This is a genomic window from Paraburkholderia aromaticivorans, assembly GCF_002278075.1.
Classification (GTDB): domain Bacteria; phylum Pseudomonadota; class Gammaproteobacteria; order Burkholderiales; family Burkholderiaceae; genus Paraburkholderia; species Paraburkholderia aromaticivorans.
Genome location: NZ_CP022989.1, coordinates 4,296,790 through 4,312,524 on the forward strand (window position 1 = coordinate 4,296,790; position 15,735 = coordinate 4,312,524).

At 58.8% G+C, this 15,735-nt stretch carries 21 protein-coding genes and 1 pseudogene; 8 read left to right on the top strand and 14 right to left on the bottom strand.

Annotated elements, in window-relative coordinates; translation table 11 throughout:
- Positions 1-276: 276 nt before the first annotated feature.
- Together CJU94_RS19345 and CJU94_RS19350 are read left to right on the top strand one after the other, a co-directional pair.
- Complete coding sequence (locus tag CJU94_RS19345) at positions 277-1,254, top strand: helix-turn-helix domain-containing protein (protein WP_244220976.1); 978 nt, start codon at positions 277-279, stop codon at positions 1,252-1,254.
- A 129-nt stretch (positions 1,255-1,383) separates the two neighbouring features.
- On the top strand, positions 1,384-1,737 hold the full coding sequence (locus CJU94_RS19350; protein ID WP_095420071.1) for a phage protein NinX family protein: 354 nt from the start codon (positions 1,384-1,386) through the stop codon (positions 1,735-1,737).
- On the opposite strand, the gene CJU94_RS19355 is transcribed toward CJU94_RS19350, so the two are convergent.
- The 3 genes and pseudogenes from CJU94_RS19355 to CJU94_RS41820 all read right to left on the bottom strand — a co-directional run.
- Positions 1,706-2,881, bottom strand: coding sequence for an acyltransferase family protein (locus CJU94_RS19355; RefSeq protein WP_157763775.1), 1,176 nt, complete (start codon positions 2,879-2,881; stop codon positions 1,706-1,708). The genes CJU94_RS19350 and CJU94_RS19355 overlap by 32 nt on opposite strands.
- An 80-nt stretch (positions 2,882-2,961) precedes the next feature.
- Positions 2,962-3,339: an SOS response-associated peptidase family protein gene (locus CJU94_RS19360; RefSeq protein WP_244220982.1), complete on the bottom strand. Its 378-nt coding sequence runs from the start codon at positions 3,337-3,339 to the stop codon at positions 2,962-2,964.
- A gap of 26 nt (positions 3,340-3,365) precedes the next feature.
- Positions 3,366-3,419, bottom strand: a pseudogene (locus CJU94_RS41820) (hypothetical protein); the annotation flags it as partial.
- 164 nt (positions 3,420-3,583) lie between these two features.
- Here CJU94_RS41820 and CJU94_RS19365 point away from each other — a divergent pair.
- Together CJU94_RS19365 and CJU94_RS19370 are read left to right on the top strand one after the other, a co-directional pair.
- The gene (locus CJU94_RS19365; protein ID WP_425272160.1) at positions 3,584-3,763 is read left to right on the top strand and encodes a type II toxin-antitoxin system HicA family toxin; all 180 of its coding nucleotides are present in this window, start codon (positions 3,584-3,586) and stop codon (positions 3,761-3,763) included.
- Positions 3,764-3,820: 57 nt separating this feature from the next.
- Positions 3,821-4,237: a type II toxin-antitoxin system HicB family antitoxin gene (locus tag CJU94_RS19370; protein ID WP_095420074.1), complete on the top strand. Its 417-nt coding sequence runs from the start codon at positions 3,821-3,823 to the stop codon at positions 4,235-4,237.
- Between the two features lie 73 nt (positions 4,238-4,310).
- Here the strand turns inward: CJU94_RS19370 and CJU94_RS19375 are convergent, their stop codons facing one another.
- The 7 genes from CJU94_RS19375 to CJU94_RS19400 form a co-directional block, all read right to left on the bottom strand.
- On the bottom strand, positions 4,311-4,700 hold the full coding sequence (locus CJU94_RS19375; RefSeq protein WP_208645328.1) for a DUF1353 domain-containing protein: 390 nt from the start codon (positions 4,698-4,700) through the stop codon (positions 4,311-4,313).
- Entirely contained in the window at positions 4,697-5,194 is a 498-nt protein-coding gene (locus CJU94_RS41580; RefSeq protein WP_208645329.1) for a hypothetical protein, read from the bottom strand. Before CJU94_RS41580 ends, CJU94_RS19375 begins: the two co-directional genes overlap by 4 nt.
- A gap of 40 nt (positions 5,195-5,234) precedes the next feature.
- Positions 5,235-5,453 (bottom strand): hypothetical protein, encoded by a 219-nt coding sequence (locus tag CJU94_RS19380; RefSeq protein ID WP_095420076.1) that lies wholly within the window; start codon positions 5,451-5,453, stop codon positions 5,235-5,237.
- Between the two features lie 8 nt (positions 5,454-5,461).
- The gene (locus CJU94_RS19385; protein WP_095420077.1) at positions 5,462-5,947 is read right to left on the bottom strand and encodes an HNH endonuclease; all 486 of its coding nucleotides are present in this window, start codon (positions 5,945-5,947) and stop codon (positions 5,462-5,464) included.
- 56 nt (positions 5,948-6,003) lie between these two features.
- Positions 6,004-6,576, bottom strand: coding sequence for a glycoside hydrolase family 19 protein (locus CJU94_RS19390; RefSeq protein ID WP_095420078.1), 573 nt, complete (start codon positions 6,574-6,576; stop codon positions 6,004-6,006).
- Positions 6,573-6,902 (bottom strand): hypothetical protein, encoded by a 330-nt coding sequence (locus tag CJU94_RS19395; RefSeq protein WP_157763776.1) that lies wholly within the window; start codon positions 6,900-6,902, stop codon positions 6,573-6,575. Before CJU94_RS19395 ends, CJU94_RS19390 begins: the two co-directional genes overlap by 4 nt.
- Positions 6,903-7,028: 126 nt before the next feature.
- Positions 7,029-8,429 carry a transposase gene (locus tag CJU94_RS19400; RefSeq protein WP_095417514.1) on the bottom strand — a complete coding sequence of 467 codons (1,401 nt, stop codon included), beginning with the start codon at positions 8,427-8,429 and terminating at the stop codon, positions 7,029-7,031.
- Between the two features lie 573 nt (positions 8,430-9,002).
- Between CJU94_RS19400 and CJU94_RS19405 the strand changes: the two genes are divergently transcribed.
- The 4 genes from CJU94_RS19405 to CJU94_RS19420 all read left to right on the top strand — a co-directional run bounded on the left by CJU94_RS19405 (position 9,003) and on the right by CJU94_RS19420 (position 12,313).
- Positions 9,003-9,814 (top strand): IS5 family transposase gene (locus tag CJU94_RS19405; protein WP_095417314.1). Its coding sequence is split into 2 segments (ribosomal slippage): positions 9,003-9,342 and positions 9,342-9,814, totalling 813 coding nucleotides; the frame shifts between segments, so codons are not numbered across the junction.
- Between the two features lie 158 nt (positions 9,815-9,972).
- A complete protein-coding gene (locus CJU94_RS19410) occupies positions 9,973-11,064 on the top strand; it encodes an acyltransferase family protein (protein WP_095420080.1) in 1,092 nt (363 codons plus the stop codon).
- Positions 11,065-11,240: 176 nt separating this feature from the next.
- Positions 11,241-11,546 carry a transcriptional regulator gene (locus CJU94_RS19415; protein WP_095420081.1) on the top strand — a complete coding sequence of 102 codons (306 nt, stop codon included), beginning with the start codon at positions 11,241-11,243 and terminating at the stop codon, positions 11,544-11,546.
- Between the two features lie 53 nt (positions 11,547-11,599).
- The gene (locus CJU94_RS19420; RefSeq protein WP_095420082.1) at positions 11,600-12,313 is read left to right on the top strand and encodes an SGNH/GDSL hydrolase family protein; all 714 of its coding nucleotides are present in this window, start codon (positions 11,600-11,602) and stop codon (positions 12,311-12,313) included.
- Positions 12,314-12,511: 198 nt separating this feature from the next.
- On the opposite strand, the gene CJU94_RS19430 is transcribed toward CJU94_RS19420, so the two are convergent.
- The 4 genes from CJU94_RS19430 to CJU94_RS19445 are packed head-to-tail and all read right to left on the bottom strand — an operon-like array spanning position 12,512 to position 15,688.
- Positions 12,512-13,474, bottom strand: coding sequence for a hypothetical protein (locus CJU94_RS19430; RefSeq protein WP_095420084.1), 963 nt, complete (start codon positions 13,472-13,474; stop codon positions 12,512-12,514).
- A gap of 8 nt (positions 13,475-13,482) precedes the next feature.
- On the bottom strand, positions 13,483-14,085 hold the full coding sequence (locus tag CJU94_RS19435; protein WP_095420085.1) for a YmfQ family protein: 603 nt from the start codon (positions 14,083-14,085) through the stop codon (positions 13,483-13,485).
- Positions 14,086-15,213 carry a baseplate J/gp47 family protein gene (locus tag CJU94_RS19440; RefSeq protein ID WP_244220879.1) on the bottom strand — a complete coding sequence of 376 codons (1,128 nt, stop codon included), beginning with the start codon at positions 15,211-15,213 and terminating at the stop codon, positions 14,086-14,088.
- 31 nt (positions 15,214-15,244) lie between these two features.
- Positions 15,245-15,688 (bottom strand): phage GP46 family protein, encoded by a 444-nt coding sequence (locus tag CJU94_RS19445; protein WP_095420087.1) that lies wholly within the window; start codon positions 15,686-15,688, stop codon positions 15,245-15,247.
- Positions 15,689-15,735 lie beyond the last annotated feature (47 nt).

Sequence of the window (15,735 nt, forward strand, 5' to 3'; positions counted from 1 at the left end):
AATCCGCGTTCCTGTTTGGCAACGGCATCAGGCCGACTTGTGTGGCAAGAAAGCGGCAGGCTCATGACACGGACCTCTGTAATGCGGTACCCAATCCGCGAATATCAGCGTGATCCGCCGTCGAGATTTACTGCTACGTCGCCCTCAGGAAATTCAAAAACGCCTATGAATAAGATTTAAAACCCACCCTATTGACACGGGGAGTCATATCAACAGGAAGACGATCTCCCCCTTGCAGAACGACGGGCGCTCGCCATCAAGCTCCTTTTGAATGGTGTGGGGGTTTGCGAGGTCTCAAGAGAAGCTCAACTGAGCCGTCCGACCGTGAGCAAATACAAGAACTTGGTCGAGAGAGGCGGCCCTGAGGCCCTGGCTCCTCTTCCCATCCACGGGCCGGGCCCGCGATTGGATGACGCATCGCAGAGTTGGCTGGTCAGCGCAATCAAACATTCACCCAGTCTTCACGGCTATCCGGGGCCGACCTGGACCACCAGCCAGCTAAGAGAGGTAATCTTTCGGCGCCTTGGCATTCGGTTTTCAGCGTCGCACGTTGGTTACCTCGTGCGGAGTTACGGCCTCGCCTACCGGCTCGGCTACTCATCGTCAAGTAAGGCATCTCCCGGCACTGCCAAGAAATCTCCGGCCGGCATCTATGCTGCTCGCCGAACGCGCGCTGCGAAGATGCTGCTGCATGGAAGCAGTGTCGAGCACGTGGCCAAAACGCTCGGCATCGGCGTGCCCACGGTTCGAAAATACAGATCCATGGTGAACGCCGGTGGGGTTGACGCTGTAGACGAGCTCAAGCCATCCGGGAAGCAGGCGGCACTTTCCGCCGGCGATCTTGACTGGTTACGTGACAAACTGGAAGACAAACCTACCGCGCACGGTTACGAAACCGAACTGTGGAGGACCGGGGATGTTAAGAGGCTGATCATGGAAAAGTTCGGCATTTACCACTCCGACGGCTATATAAGGACCATCGTCGGAAAGCTTGGGCTGGAGCATAGGATACGTCCGCCAAAGCCGCGCACGGAGAAGAAGCGGCTGACGATAAATGACGAAGTGCTGGCATGGGTCGCAGCCACACTGAAAGAGTCGCCGCGAGCACACGGCATAGACGCTGATCACTGGACGAACGCGCGTTTGCGCATCGCGATCCGTCAGCGGGTTGGCGTCGACTACACTCGTGGATATATCCTAAAAATTGCCATGCGTGCGGGGGTGGCGGATCTGCTTACAGCACGCCGTAGCTGATCAAGTGGTTCTAGTATTGATCTGTATTAGCCTGGACTGCACCTGACAGGTAGCCGGAGACTCAAACCCCGCAATTCCTTATAATCAGGCGCTCAGATCAGTAATGACGCCATAAAGCTGGCGGGCAATATGAAAACAAAGAAACTGGAAGGCACCTTGCTCGACTACTGGGTATCGCGTGCGCTGCAAACGCCCATCGATCGCAGCAAGCGTTTCGATCCAGTAAGCGCCGGAGCCCAGACACATTACGACCCACGAGACTATCCGGTCGGCAGCGGCCCGGGCGTCGTGCCGCCTTACTCAACCGATTGGGGCGCGGCCGGTGCTGTCATAGACCGCATGAGCGCAGGTCGCAATGGGATACGCCTTATCGGTTCGCTCGACGACGGATTCCAGGCAGATCACGCGTCAGGCGCGACACCGCTCGTCGCGCTGATGCGTTCGTTCGTCGTCAATGTGTTTGGAGTCGACGTTCCGGGCTAGGCCGACGCGGGAACCGCAGCCGCATAGCCGGTTTCTCGATCACGAACCATGATGCCAGCGTGAACGCGAGCGAGACGGCGAAGGTCGATGCGACCATCGCCAGTTTCGGGTGCGAGAAGCCGCCAAAGAAGCCCGCGATTGGATCGTGACCTGCATAGAGCATCACGTGAATCACAGGGTAATGCCACAGATAGAAGCCGTACGAGACGCGACCGAGCCCTGCAAGCGGCGACACGTCGAGCCCTCGAACCAACAGCGACGACTGAGCCGTCACCACTCGAGCGATCACCAGCGCGGCGGCAATCGCCGTGACGGCGTAGCCATGCGGATTCACTGCGAACCCGACCACGTGCGGATTGAACAACGCCAAACACAAGTACCCCGCGCCGACCGGCCACAGATAGCCCAACTGCCGCACGCGCTCATGGCTCAGAAGCGCGAGCAACGCGCCATAGATAAGACCGTCGGTGTGGGTATCGAAACCCGAATAGATCCGCGCGAGCGAAACATGGTCAACGGAAAACAACCAGTAGCGCCATCCGCAGATCGCCAGCGCGATCGCCACGAGCCCAATGAGCGCGCGGCGCCGGTCAAGTGTCATCAGCCCCAACAGAATAAGCGGCCATAGCAGATAAAACTGCTCTTCGATCGCCAGCGACCAGGTGTGCCCGGTCAGAACGGCGTCGTACCCGCCGAAGGCGCGAACCCAGTTCATTACGTAGAGAAGCGCCGGCAATACTTCCAGAGGCCCGCTCAGGCGAGGCTCGAACATCGAACAGTAAATCGCTACCGCAGCCAGCACGCCGAACAAGGCGGGATAGAGGCGCCGCGCCCGTCGACCGTAGAAGGCGGCCAGGCTAATGCGACGTGCGCGCGCATACTCAGCCGCCAGCAGACGTGTAATCAGGAAGCCGCTGAGGACGAAAAAGACATCGACGCCGATGAAGCCACCATCGACGCCCGCAAGACCGGTATGAGACAGAAAGACCGCCAGAACAGAGAGTGCGCGGAGGCCGTCGAGACCGGCAATGCGTCCGGCATTTTGGTGTGTCATCGCCCGATTGCCGGGCGTTATCCGGCCAGTATTACGAATTCTTTCGATTGTAACATTAGTAAGGATTATGATTCTTGGGCGAACCTTCAACCGCCAGCAACCTCTGACCGACCCTGCCTCCGGTACGCCAAACGATATACGCTGTACATTCGTACATCAGCGCGACTTTGCTAGCCAAGCAGCGACGCTTGAGCATCGTCGTCCAGCTTTGGCGCAGGATTTTTCGCGGCCTTCGGCGCGGCTTCGGCAAACATCTCTTCGGCCGGCAATAGATTGACGAACGACCGTGCCCCATCGGTGCTGCGCGCGCCGAGCCAGTCGTCGCACTCTTCCGGTCGTAGGATCACGAGCGATCGCTTCTCGTCGCCGGGCCGGAGAAACCGCTTCATGAGCGGATGCCCGTCAGCGTTGACCGGCAGCATAGTGAACGAGAGAGAAGCGCCGTCCGGATCCTCCCACGCGCGCCAGAGTCCCGCGATGGCGAAAGGCCGGCCGCCCAACGCACCGCCTTTCCCGTCTCGTAGCTCGGCTCGTAAAAGCTTGCGCATGGAATCAGACAGAGCCGCAGCTTCTTCCTGGCGCCGCTGTAGCCGCGCTCCTCTCCTACTGACTCGGCGCGGGCATTCATCGTCGAAAGAGCGGATGCGGATGCTCGAAGAGTGGCGAAAAAATGGCCGAAGGCGATGAGCCAGGACGGGAACGGGGAGAATTAATAAACAAAAATGTTGAGAAAGTTCTTGTGTGTTTAAACATTAGTGTTTAATATAAACACTTGTTCAACAACACGGAGGGATGGTGAAACAGGAAGAGTTTAAGCGGTGGTTGGAAGAGCAAGGCGTGGTAGTAGAGAACGGCAAGAAGCACTGGAAGGCCTACTACAACGGAAAGCAGACCACCGTACCGAGGCACCCCGGCAAGGAACTGAAGGATGGAACCAGGCGGGCGATTCTCAAACAACTTGGACTGAAGTAAGGGGTAGCCCCGAAAGGGGCTTTCCCGCACCGTTTCTCATACGCAATGGAGTGCGATATGTTGTCTTATCCGGCTGTATTTGAGCCTGACAGCGGCGGGTTCGTCGTTACGTTCCGGGATATTCCGGAGGCAATCACTCAGGGCGATTCCCTCGAAGAGGCTCGCTCTATGGCTGCTGATGCATTGCTCACGGCGATGGACTTTTATTTTGAGGACAAGCGCCCAGTTCCTGCGCCGTCGAAAGCGAAGAAGGGAGAGGAGTTGGTCGCGCTGCCCGCCAGCGCGTCAGCGAAGATCCTGCTGCTCAACGAGATGCTGGCGCAGAAGGTCACGCCGTCGGAGCTTGCCCGACGGCTGGATACGCGTCCTCAGGATGTGAATCGCATCGTCAACCTCGAACACACTACGAAGATTGACACGATTGCCGAGGCGCTGGCAGCACTCGGAAAGCGCCTAGAGATCACTGTTATTTAATGTGCGCCATTGGGCGCGACTCGGAATATCGGCAGTGCCAGCAACGCCACTGCCGGTAACGCTCGAACATCTCTTACGTGGTCGCGGGCCCGTTGCCCCAATGCGACCAGCCGAACGCGCGAACGCCCCAATACATCAAGGCTGCCCGCCACGCGGGCACGCCGCTCACCAGCGACGCCTCGCGCAAGACCGCATCCGCAACATCGCGCGGCACCGCATGCTCCAAGTACAGCCAGTCATGGACGGCCGATGCCTCATGAGCGCTGTCGGCCGTCAGCAGGAACGCGACCGGCGTCCGTGGCACCGAGGCGAAGTCCGTCTCGAAACCGGCCGGCACCGTGAACGTCAGCTTTGCCACATCCGACTTATAGACGAGCGGCGCAGCCAGACGCCACGTCCCTCGCCCGCCGTTCGTCGAGTCGCTTACCAGCTCGACCTGCAGTTCTGTCAGGAATGCGCTCACGATGCGACTGCTCCACTTGCCGGATCGGGCGCGATCGCCGCCGGCACGGCCGAGTAGTTCGCAAGCGCGGACGATACAGCAAGCTGCGCGGCCGTGAGCGCGATCTCGGCAGCATCCTTGGTCTTCTGATCCCATCCCGACGCGTCGATCACCTTGATGAGCGCAGGAACGCCGTCATTGATCAACGCGCCGATATTGGCCGTCGAGATCGGCGGGATGGACGCGCTCGAGCTGGCACTCTCCAGCGTCGCACAAGCCGCATTGACCTTGTCCGAGGCCGTAGCCAGGTAGCCTTGTGCATCGACGGACAGTTGCGACTTCATGGCCGACATCGACGCGAGGAAAGGAACGCTGACGGTGCAGACCTTCTGCGCCTTCACCTGCAGCGTGGCGACGAGTTGAGCAGGCGTCTGGGGCGCGGCGCTCGGCGCCGCACAACCAGCGAAAGCGACGGACAGGACAAGGCCTGCCGCAAGCAGCATGAGCTTCTTCATGGATTTTCCTTCGGATAGTGCCGCGATCGCGGCAAGACGGTTACTGCGCGGAAGTGGCGGACTGCTTCGCGGCGACGCGCGCGGCAATGTAGTTGAGCGCGGCGTGCGCGCCGGAAGCCAGCACGCCGGCTACGAGCGCTGAGACACTTGCCGGCACCGGCACGTGAAACGCCAAAGCAAGCGCCCACTCGACTGCGGGCATGAGGGTGGCGGTCGAGATAGCGACGCCGCCGGTGACGACTGCTGAGTTTTGAGCCATGGATGCTCCTACACTGCGTGGTGGATGACTTCGGCAGCCGAGAACTGATAGCCCTCCTTGCCGTACTTTTGTGCGATCCAGATCGGAAACGGAAGCGCATGCATGCCTTCGTCTTTCCCGATGTGATGCGCCTTGCAAAGCAACATGCCGTTGACGGTCATGTCGTCGACGAACTGGGTCCAGTCGGTGAAGTGGTCCCAGTCGAATGCCTTGATCGCTTCACCCCACACGCCGGCCTGCGCGTCGAACTTGAAGCGCTCCCAGTCGATCATTTCGGCGAACGAGCGCTCGATCGGGTGGTGATGCGCCTCGAGCGGATGACCGCTCTCCTCAGCCGTCGCGTTGCAGATGAAGCAGCGACCACCGTCGCGCGCGATCAATTCTTTGCGCGTCCGCTCGAACAACGACGTCGTCTTGCGCGGCTCGTGGCCAGGAATGTTGACGTCGACGGTCAACGTCTCTTTCTCTTCGTGGATTTTGGTAACGTCGGTCATATCCGTAAACGAAAGCGACCCGCCGAAGCGGGCCCGAAAGTGAGTGGGTGCAGAAGTCAGATGATGCCGAGGGCCTTCTTCGCCGCGCCATACAGCGCCAGCCGTTCTGAATAGCCGTTCGGCGTTGCCTTCGACGTCGCACTGCCGAGGTTCACCGTGCGCGACACGCCGAGAAAATTGCCCGCATCCGCGAGCGCATTCAGCTTGCGGTTGGACCAGTACCAGGCGGCAGACAGCGCGGCGTTCGCGGGTTGCTCGAGCAGTTCCGGGTGATGGATCAGATCGAGATCGAGGCCGAGCGCCGCAAGCATGTAATTCCGACGCCCCGTGATCTGCACCAAGCCGCGGCCGCAGAATCGGAGGCCGTCGCCAGGCTGCGTGTTGCCCAGCTCGCTCGCCTTCTTCGACGGCGGCTCGTACGCGGTCTGCGCAAGCGTCGGCCCCCATATCTCTTTCGTGAAGACCAGTCGCGCTGACTCGACGCCGACGGTCGCGAGGAACGCGGCGACGCTCAGCGGCGTGGCAATCGCGTATTTGTCGCATGCTGCCTGAAGCGGCTGCACCCACTGCGATGCGCGCATGGCGGTCGAGCCGCACCCTGCGGCGACGATGGGAGCAGTCAGATTCATTTGTCCGCCTTTGTGTCAATGCGCCGATTGATCTCGGCAAAGCCTTCGCGCGTCTCTTTCGAGTTCTGATTGACAGCCTCGATGAGTCGCTCGATTGAGCGCTCGAGGCTGCCGACTGCCTTGGTCAATTCGGTCTGCGTGACGTAGTGCTCAGCGACGTAAAGCTTGTGAGCTGCGAGGGCATCCCCCACCGATTTGATTGCTTCGCCGTGCTCTTGCATGGTCCGGTCTCGCTGCCCTTCCGACCTTTGCCAAAGCCACCCGAAGACACCACTGACGACAGCAAAACCAGCACAGCCAACTTCAACGACGGCGGTGTAATCCATTCAAGCCCCGGAAATGAAAAAAGCCGCCCAGAGGCGGCTGTTGGTCGAATCGTTGTTTTGCTGCTTGACGATTTTCGGACGTGATCGTCTAACTCGAGAGTGCCGAATTCAGGCGTGGTTTTTCGGCTATGTGCCCAGGCGGAACATCTCGAATGTGTCGGGGTCCTGCCTTTCTGCGATGAATTTTGCGAAGAAATGGGTTTTGGCGCTATTCACGAGAAATTCGGGCAGGCATTGACGTAGTGCGTTGGCGACGACCAACTCCGATGGAGGGATGCCGGGGCGGATAGTGCGCAGCCAGGATCCAAAGGAACTCCAGACCTGTGAAGGGAACACCGCTGCCAGATAGTGAAGCAGTCCCTGACAGACGATGCCAGCGTGCATAAAGACGTGGTACGCGTGGATCTTGCGCTTGACGGCGTTGCGGTACTCGAGTGACTCGCGATGAAGGTATTGATCGCCGTTTCGGCGGGCGAGCGGCTTCATGTCCTGCATCCAGAAGTGGTACGCGAATGTGCCGATCCGATGCACCGCCTGTTTGAAGCTGTACTCGATCTTGAAGCGCAATCCATACAGGCGGATGATCTCGACGGCATCCAGACTGAGGTCGGTGCACATCAGCAGACACGAACCCCTGCTTGGGTGAGTCACTGCCACGAAGCGAACCAGCTGACCGTACGCCGGCCACAGCAGATCGCAGACCCGATAGTGAATGGTGACATTGTGCTCGCCATAGACCGGACTGGGGGCGGATTGCAAGGCCTGGGGATCAGCCAGTAGCGATTTGAGTTTGATCTTCTCACCGTAGCGCCTGGGACGCCCCCGTTTGCGCGGTCCCTGCTGCACGTACGGGGCACAGGCGACTGCATTGGACTTCACGCGTGTGACCAGGTGGTTGTCCCGATCGCGCAGGCCTTTGACGATCTTGCCAGCAGCGTAGTAGGCATCGGCCACGAAGTAGAACGGCTGCTGCACCGAGACGATGCCAAGCAGCGAGATCATCTTGTCGAGCAAGGTACGCCGATCGCGGTTGGACCACACCAGACCTTCGTGAATACGCACGGCCAGCGGTACGGCGAAGACGCTCTGGGCGGCCCGCACAAGCATACTGACCGCCTGCATCGAGTGCCCCATGATGTATTCGGGCTTGGTGTTGGAGTCGGACTGTTGATGCAGCAGCTTGACGCCGGGCATCTTCCTGCCGCTCTTGGCCACCTTGATGCCATCGCCGACCAAAACCAGTCGGCCATTGACGCGTAGCGGGTCAGGGAACAGGCGCAGCACCGTCTGGGTCCACAGCGCTGAAAGCTGATCGAGCTGCACGGCGTCGCTATGCAGGCTGTCACGCAGCTTGTTGTACAGGGCTGGCCGCAGTTTGAGAGCCCGCACGATGCTGGTCACGCCCAGCAACTCGGTGCGCACAGTCAAGCCAGCGACGACAGTTGCGAACCACATGAAGCTGCGCAGGCGAGAAAACGCTGGGCGTAGCAGCCAGATCGCGTCCCACCAAGCCGTCCAGAGTTTCATTGTTGTTCTCTACATTATTTTGCACTACGAAGTATCGCATAGAATATGCAATATAGGCAGCACAAACGGCTCCTTCAAATCGAAAGACTCATTGAGACGATCAAGGCGATGCTCGCCGCGATAGATGAAAGACGCGCGGGGTCACTCACCCCCCCCCCATTGCAAGGCCCTCCCGAACCAGTTCGGGGCATACTGACAGACGAGCGATACGCGGGACAGGAAGATCCGCACTGAGTCCTTCGTGGGCGATGCGCTGAGCGATGTGAGCCCCTGCAAGTCAACTACGAGAGCATCAACAAGGCATTGATTGAGGAATAGAGCAACGTGAGTTTGATCACTGCCGCCTGACGATGAATCTGGTGCACGAAGGCAACCGGCCACGCCGGATCACATCACCAGGAAATGGATCGGTGTTCAGATGAAAAGCGCCGAGGCCGGAGCGAGTCCGAGAAAAAACAAGCGAGAAGTCGGCACTCTCGAGGTCTAAGAAGCTGTTGCGAAATTAAGTTCTGGGGCTGTTAACTTTTCTGGCTTGGTGTTAACTTTCTGTCTTGTTTTGCCTGACAGGAAGCGATGTCTAAAGAACTCATAGACGACGAACTGTGGTCACTCATCGAACCACTTCTGCCTGCGCGAGCACCTCGCAATCGGCAATATGCCGGGCGCAAGCCAACACCCGACCGCGCTGTACTGACGGGCATCGTGTTCGTACTGCGCTCAGGCATTGCGTGGAATCTCCTGCCGCAGGAGATGGGGTGCGGCTCAGGCACTGCCTGTTGGCGACGGCTCGTCGCATGGCAGGAAGCAGGCGTCTGGCAACGCATCCACGAAACGCTGCTGGCCGAACTGCGTCGTCGTGGCGAAATCGATTTGTCGCGCGCGCTCGTGGACAGTTCATCGATTCGCGCCGTGCTGGCGGGAAAAAAACCGGCCCGAATCCCACGGACCGGCGCAAGCTCGGCAGCAAACACCACCTCATCGTCGACGCGCAAGGCATCCCGCTCGCGGTCATCCTGAGTGCAGCGAACCGCCACGACATTACCCAACTCGATGCGCTGGTTGAGGCAATTCCGCACATCAGAGGCAAGCGGGGGCACCCCTTGCATAAACCACAAATCGTTCAGGGCGACCGGGGCTACAGTTCCGAACCACATCGGCAACGTTTGAGAGAACGCGGCATCACGCCGGTGCTCGCAAAAATTGGCTCGCCCCATGGAAGTGGTCTCGGCAAAACGCGCTGGCCAGTCGAGCGTTCGATTGCATGGCTTCACTCGTTTCGACGCCTGAAAATTCGCTACGAACGTTATGCCCATATCCATGAAGCCTTCCTGTCTCTGGCTTGTGCCTTAATTTGCTGGACACGTCTCAAGCCAATGTTTAACTAATTTCGCAACAGCTTCTAAAAAATGGCTTCCAACCCGCTACGATGCGGACCGCTAATCAGCTAGTCGATCCCGAGTCGACGTGCCGATGGTGAAATATCGGCTATCAGGGTGGCCGCTACGACACTGGTAATATCTCTAAATCTTTTGGAGCCTTGCCAGTGCCAGCTAAACAAATCAATTCACTGACGTCGTTGCGGTTTTTCGCTGCAGCAATGGTGGTCGTTTTTCACACACGACGTGAGTTCGGTTATTTCGGCCTCGCCGATCACCTGGCGCTCACGCAAGCCGTATCCCTCTTCTTCGTTCTATCAGGGTACATTCTCGCCCACACTCATCGAACGATCACTTCAAGGTCGGATCTCTTCATCTTCTATCTCAAGAGGTTTGCCCGGATTTGGCCGCTTCACCTCGCTGGCGCTGCCGCGGCGTTGTGGCTAATCCATTTTGAAGGCGGCTCAGTGCGCGGCGAAGACGCGATCCTTAACGTGCTGCTGTTGCATGCTTGGTCATCGGACATCACCACGTATTTCTCGTTGAACGGCGTCTCGTGGAGCTTGTCCGATGAGGCCTTTTTCTATGCAGTTTTCCCATTACTGATTTGGCGTGTGAACGCCACTTGGGTAGTCAAACTAGCAGCAACCGTCCTCGTCACGGCTGCAATGTTGCTTGCCTTTAAGAACATGGGACGCCCGTTGATGCTGTGGTCCGCATACATTTCGCCCATCACAAGGCTGAGTGAATTCATGATGGGCATTGCAGCCTATCAATTGCGAGGCAAGCTTCGGAGCGTCATCGAAGGTGGTTGGCGCGCGAGCGCGCTCGAGATTGGCACCGCTCTGATTGTCGCGTCCGCAATCTGGGTGGCAGACCTCAAATTCGTCTCGGACTTACCGTTCCATCCGATCAAGCCCGTTGCAATCTGGCTTTCAAATTGCGGTGTGGGCGTTCTTTTTACCCTATTGATAGCCGTGTTCGCACTGGAAGGAGGCGCCCTGTCTCGCCTTCTCCAAGCCCGGCTTCTCATTTACCTTGGCAAGATCAGTTTTGCTCTATACATGATGCACCAACTCGTCTTGCGGTACGCGGAGGACCACGGTTATATGGCGCCGGACTATCCGGTTGCAGCCAAGGCCGCGTTGTACTGGTTGGCGGCAATCGCGGTCGCTGCAGCAGCCCACCATCTGATAGAGATTCCCGCCCAGAGAGTAATCTTGTCGCGATTTACACCCCGGCGTGGCGTAATGGCCTAGCTCATTGACGACGAAATTCAAGGGCTGTGTTGTGATGATTCCGCTTGACTGGTAGGACCTTTGGTCCTATTCTGATCGTACTGGCACCTCGCTTTCCGCGCGGTCCGACATCCCGATAGAAACGATCATGAAAGCCTGCTTTCGTGCGCCTTTTCGCGCACTTGGAATCTCCGGACATGCATTACAAGCCCCCTCAGCCGGAAGACATCGAGCGCCTCAAGAAGGAACTCGGTCTAGACGGCGCGCAGATGGCGGAACTGTTTGGCGTCGCTGGGAATCGCGCATTTCGCCGGTACACATCCAAATCCGACGACACCAAGAACAAGCGCGAGCTCGGCGCGCACATGCTGTTCTTTGCGATGGCGCGCTTGGAACTGGACGCCCAGACCATCGAGCGAGTACTACAACGCATGCGCCGAGTCGGAGCAACGATCGATTTGAACCCCGACTCCCCGGCGCCCGATGGAGAGCAGAAGCCCTAAACCGCACGCCATGTATCATCTCGCGCTGGAATAAAAAAAACGCGAGTGGGGTTATGGCAAAAGGGTTATGCGTATCGGTTCTAGGCATGCTTGTCATGGCGTGCAGCGGCTCCGGTGGCGGAGGTGGTGGATCGACTCCGCCGGTTGCCCAGACGACGCAATCGGTACCTAAGACCGTCGTGATCGATGCAGAAGGAGATTCGACGTTCTACGGAACGCAAGTCATTAACGGCGTAGTGTCGAGAACGGCGAACAATCCTCCGGCGCTACTGCAAGGCATGCTCGGTGCGAACGTGACCGTGATTAACAGCGCAGCGGGCGGCGCTACGGTGCTAGACGCCCTGAATGGACTCGCCCCACGTTATACGACGCCACTCGCTAGCCGGCTTGCAACCAACAATTCGGCGCTTGTTCTATCCAATTTTGAGATCAACGATTCCTTGAGGCTCTCGCAAGATGACTATCGAGCCGGCCTTTTGTCGTGGATCACGAGGGTGCGGAATATGGGCAAGTTGCCAGTTCTTGAAGAGCCCAATCCGGTGTGCAGTCCGACGTATCCCAATGTCGAGGCATACCTTTCTGTATTGCGGGACGTAGCCGCGCAGCAAGGTGTAACGCTCATCGCGCAGTACGACTACATCAAGTCGCTCCCAAATTGGCAGGCAATGCTGACCGACTGCGTGCATCCCTACGACTCGCTGTATCAAATCAAGACACAGCGCGAGTACGCCATGCTTCAGCCGATCGTCGCAAAGTTGCTTCAATAGAGCATTAGTCGGATGCCACCGGGCTGGGGATCATCTCTCGATATTGCGGCAGCAACCCGTCGTAAAACAACTTGTATCGGGGATCTGCCGCAGTAACTTCGTCCTGATACGGAGCCCAATCGTCTGACTGAGGGCAATCATATAGGCCTGCGATCGTAGTCTTTGCCTCATCATTAAAAACAGCGTACATGACCATGATCAGAACTCGAAATAGGAGATGGTGATGTTATGTGACGGAGTGCCACCGCTCGCCGAGACAATACGGTAGAGATTTTGCGCCAACGTTACTGCAACACGGAATCCAGCCGCAATCGAAGATGCTATAGGAACCGTCTGAGAAACCGGAGTTTGCCCGCCAATCGGGCCATCGGCCATAGTAACGCTGATTGAAGATACGGCAGATCCAGATGCATTTCCAAGCTGAACACCACCGCCAACAAAGCGCGCGTTGAATGGGATCAGGGTGGACGAGAAATATCCCGATCCGGTGAACGTTGAGCCCGTTACGATGTTGCTTGTAATTACCCCGACGCGCCGGTCCGTCTGCGAGAACGGAGCAAACTGTCCAGCAGTCGCGCTCATCGGGGCAATGCCAATCAGCTGACTCGCGGTATAGCCGCTCGGGAGTGAACCAGCATAAATCTCGGGCGCTTTTGCAGCGCTCGCATCGGTGGCGAAAATTCCAGCGCCAGCAACCAAGCCATAAGCAGCATAGATCGCCGCGAACCCGTTCACCGCTGGAGTCGTGCCGACAACACCACCAATGCCGGAGCCGCTGAGATTGACTGTCTTGTTGAATGAGCCAACGACAAAAGACTGCCCGCCCAGCGCCGTCTTGATCACCAACTCGTCTGCTGTAAACGCAACGCTTGCACCTTGCGCCGCCAGCAATGCAGAAAGATTCCGTGCCGCCCCGGCAATCGGCGCATACATCTTCTGCAGCGCTGCGTTGACCTGGTTGTAGCTGGTCTTTGCACGGGTGATGCCGGCCGCCGCCAGAATAGAGCACAATTCTTCCTGGATCATGTTGAACCACGACGCGCGCTCGAGCGTCGCGGGCGTCCCGCTCGCCGGGTTGCCTTCGGTCCAATACCCTTCTGTTCCAGCTGCCTCGGGAGCGGGAAGGCTCGTGGCTGCCGACGGATCATCAATTCGAAACATAGAGCCTCTTAGGTGTAGGCAAAAATAAGAATCGTGTGGGCCGGAATTACTTCATTCAGCTCGCACTGCAAGACGGCGTTTCCCCAGCTCGCGAGCGGATCGCCTGCGCGTGCCGTCCCAACTTTCGACTGCGTAATCGTGTTGAGCGGCGCATTGATCTGCCAGACGAAGGACCATTGGGGGCCGAGCCGGAAGACTGGTTGTCCGACCCGGCTCTGCCCTACTCGCGCCGACACGTATTCGGTCACCGTCACGGTGTAGCCAAGCAGCGCGGCATACTGGATGAAGTACGGAACCGACTGGCCGCCTGACCCCGCGAAGCGCGCGACGACTTGGGCCTGCCGCTGAGCCACCGTGGGTGCCGGTCCTGCGCATGGGTCTGGCAGACCCAGTGCCGATTCCCATTCGGGAAGCAACTCGACGGCAGTTTTCGGAAATGCATCTACCAGCAAGTTGTTATTTCTGGCAGTATGTCTCGCCCATGTCGGCGAAAGGCCGGACATTGCCTGCGCCATCACTGACGTCGGGTCCCGAGGCCACGCGAGACCGCGCGGCATGAGCGCCTGAATCGCCTTCAGGAAATCTGATGCCTGATAGTTCGGAGCAGCCATTTATGGGAGCCATGTGATCGTTCCGAGCACTGGAAGCTGGCCAGTGGTCCCGACGATGTTTGCGGTTGGCGACGTAATTACAAAGCCCTGCGTTCCCGAGATCGCAGCGATTGCCGACTCGATATAAGAGAGATCGATTACCCCGTTCTGGCCGGCCGCCGTGCTGAGTGGAGAGCCATACAGAACGAACACACCAGAAATCGCCGACGCGATCGCCGACTTCATCGCCGTCGTGAAGCTGCTGGTGCCGGTAATCGTGAAATTGACTACCTGCTGCGTCGGTGCCACGCTGTACACGAGCGCTGTCGCCGGCCGCAGCGGGAAAATCCAGTTCGCAACCGTCAGCAGATCGAGCGTCGCCGGCGTGCCGCGCGGCTCGAGCGCGGCCACCCCAGAAACGCCTTGGGGGAATCCGTTGTTGGCCGCCTCGGTCACGTCGAACATCGTGTACACGACGACGGTGCCTGCGCCGAAACCGTTCGGATTGCACCAAGCGCGCGTAACGCCGTTGACCTGCAGCGCCCACGTCACGTAGTCGTTTTGCGCCCCGCCCTGCGGTGTGTTCTGATAAGCCTGAAGCATCCGGGCGCGAAGGCTGTCGTCCTTCTCGACGTCCGCTCCGCCGGTAAATGCCACAGACACGGAGCCGGTCGAGTTGATGCCGGCGATCGCCGTGCCCAACGTCATGACCGTGCCGATGGCGCAATTGCCAAACGCGCCGGTCAGGCCGGACGGATCCGCATTCGCGACTGCATTGACGGTCACGTTGCTGCCGGACCAGACACCGGCTGAGGTCGTCGTGAAGCCGACACCGTCGCCGCGCGCGATCGGCGTACCGATCGGCAGAGGAGTTCCGTTCGTGCCCGCGAACGTGATCTGTCCTGGCACCGTCGAGCCAGCCTGCGTCGCCGCCTCGCGAAACACATTCTTGAGGGCAGCCCACGCTTCGAGGAACTCTTCCTCAGCGGTGAAAGGATTCGACTGCTTTGCTACCCAGTCCGTGTATCCGTATTGGAGCTGAGCGAGTCCTGCGAGAGCCGTGCCTAGGATGTTGAGGCTGGAAAAGCGTAGCAGCGGATCCGATCCCGGAAGACCGGACTGAATGTCAGCGGCCACCTGCGCGCGCAATTGCGTGAGTGTTGGTCGTGCGTACGGCATATCAGTTGATTCCTTCCCAGGCCCACGTATAGCGGCCCGTCGTCAATAAAGTGCCGTCGGGTTTGTATGCGGTGATCTGCGCGCCGAGAACGCTGGTGCGCACCCACTGCGTGCTGATGTCGAAGCGGCCTACGACACCGTCATCCACCATCCACTGCAGGGCCTCGGCCAGGTAGTCGTAGGCTTTCTGCAGCGTTTCCTTCGTCTGCTTCGCGCGCCGCAGCAACCAGAGACGCGAGCCAATAGGAACCGTGTCATCCGCCCACCAGCCGCGCGGATCGCCTGAACCATCCGGAATCACGTCGCCGGGCTGTGCCATGCGATCGGAAAAGATGCTTATGATGATTGCCGTCTGGAGATCGTTGCCGGTCGTCAGCAAGGGGCCGGACATGGACCAATCCCCGCGGTTGTTCGCGGCGTCCCAAGAAATCGTTGCGTCGGCCATTTCGCTCGGGCATAAAAAAGCCCGCGCGTGGCGGGCTGAGACGTTGA

Excerpts from the sequence above, each read along its gene's own strand:
- CJU94_RS19350 (WP_095420071.1), top strand. The coding sequence starts at position 1,384 with ATGAAAACAAAGAAACTGGAAGGCACCTTGCTCGACTACTGGGTATCG.
- CJU94_RS19360 (WP_244220982.1), bottom strand. The coding sequence starts at position 3,339 with ATGCGCAAGCTTTTACGAGCCGAGCTACGAGACGGGAAAGGCGGTGCG.
- CJU94_RS19365 (WP_425272160.1), top strand. The coding sequence starts at position 3,584 with ATGGTGAAACAGGAAGAGTTTAAGCGGTGGTTGGAAGAGCAAGGCGTG.
- CJU94_RS19370 (WP_095420074.1), top strand. The coding sequence starts at position 3,821 with ATGTTGTCTTATCCGGCTGTATTTGAGCCTGACAGCGGCGGGTTCGTC.
- CJU94_RS41580 (WP_208645329.1), bottom strand. The coding sequence starts at position 5,194 with ATGAAGAAGCTCATGCTGCTTGCGGCAGGCCTTGTCCTGTCCGTCGCT.
- CJU94_RS19380 (WP_095420076.1), bottom strand. The coding sequence starts at position 5,453 with ATGGCTCAAAACTCAGCAGTCGTCACCGGCGGCGTCGCTATCTCGACC.
- CJU94_RS19385 (WP_095420077.1), bottom strand. The coding sequence starts at position 5,947 with ATGACCGACGTTACCAAAATCCACGAAGAGAAAGAGACGTTGACCGTC.
- CJU94_RS19390 (WP_095420078.1), bottom strand. The coding sequence starts at position 6,576 with ATGAATCTGACTGCTCCCATCGTCGCCGCAGGGTGCGGCTCGACCGCC.
- CJU94_RS19395 (WP_157763776.1), bottom strand. The coding sequence starts at position 6,902 with ATGGATTACACCGCCGTCGTTGAAGTTGGCTGTGCTGGTTTTGCTGTC.
- CJU94_RS19400 (WP_095417514.1), bottom strand. The coding sequence starts at position 8,429 with ATGAAACTCTGGACGGCTTGGTGGGACGCGATCTGGCTGCTACGCCCA.
- CJU94_RS19415 (WP_095420081.1), top strand. The coding sequence starts at position 11,241 with ATGCATTACAAGCCCCCTCAGCCGGAAGACATCGAGCGCCTCAAGAAG.
- CJU94_RS19420 (WP_095420082.1), top strand. The coding sequence starts at position 11,600 with ATGGCAAAAGGGTTATGCGTATCGGTTCTAGGCATGCTTGTCATGGCG.
- CJU94_RS19430 (WP_095420084.1), bottom strand. The coding sequence starts at position 13,474 with ATGTTTCGAATTGATGATCCGTCGGCAGCCACGAGCCTTCCCGCTCCC.
- CJU94_RS19435 (WP_095420085.1), bottom strand. The coding sequence starts at position 14,085 with ATGGCTGCTCCGAACTATCAGGCATCAGATTTCCTGAAGGCGATTCAG.
- CJU94_RS19445 (WP_095420087.1), bottom strand. The coding sequence starts at position 15,688 with ATGGCCGACGCAACGATTTCTTGGGACGCCGCGAACAACCGCGGGGAT.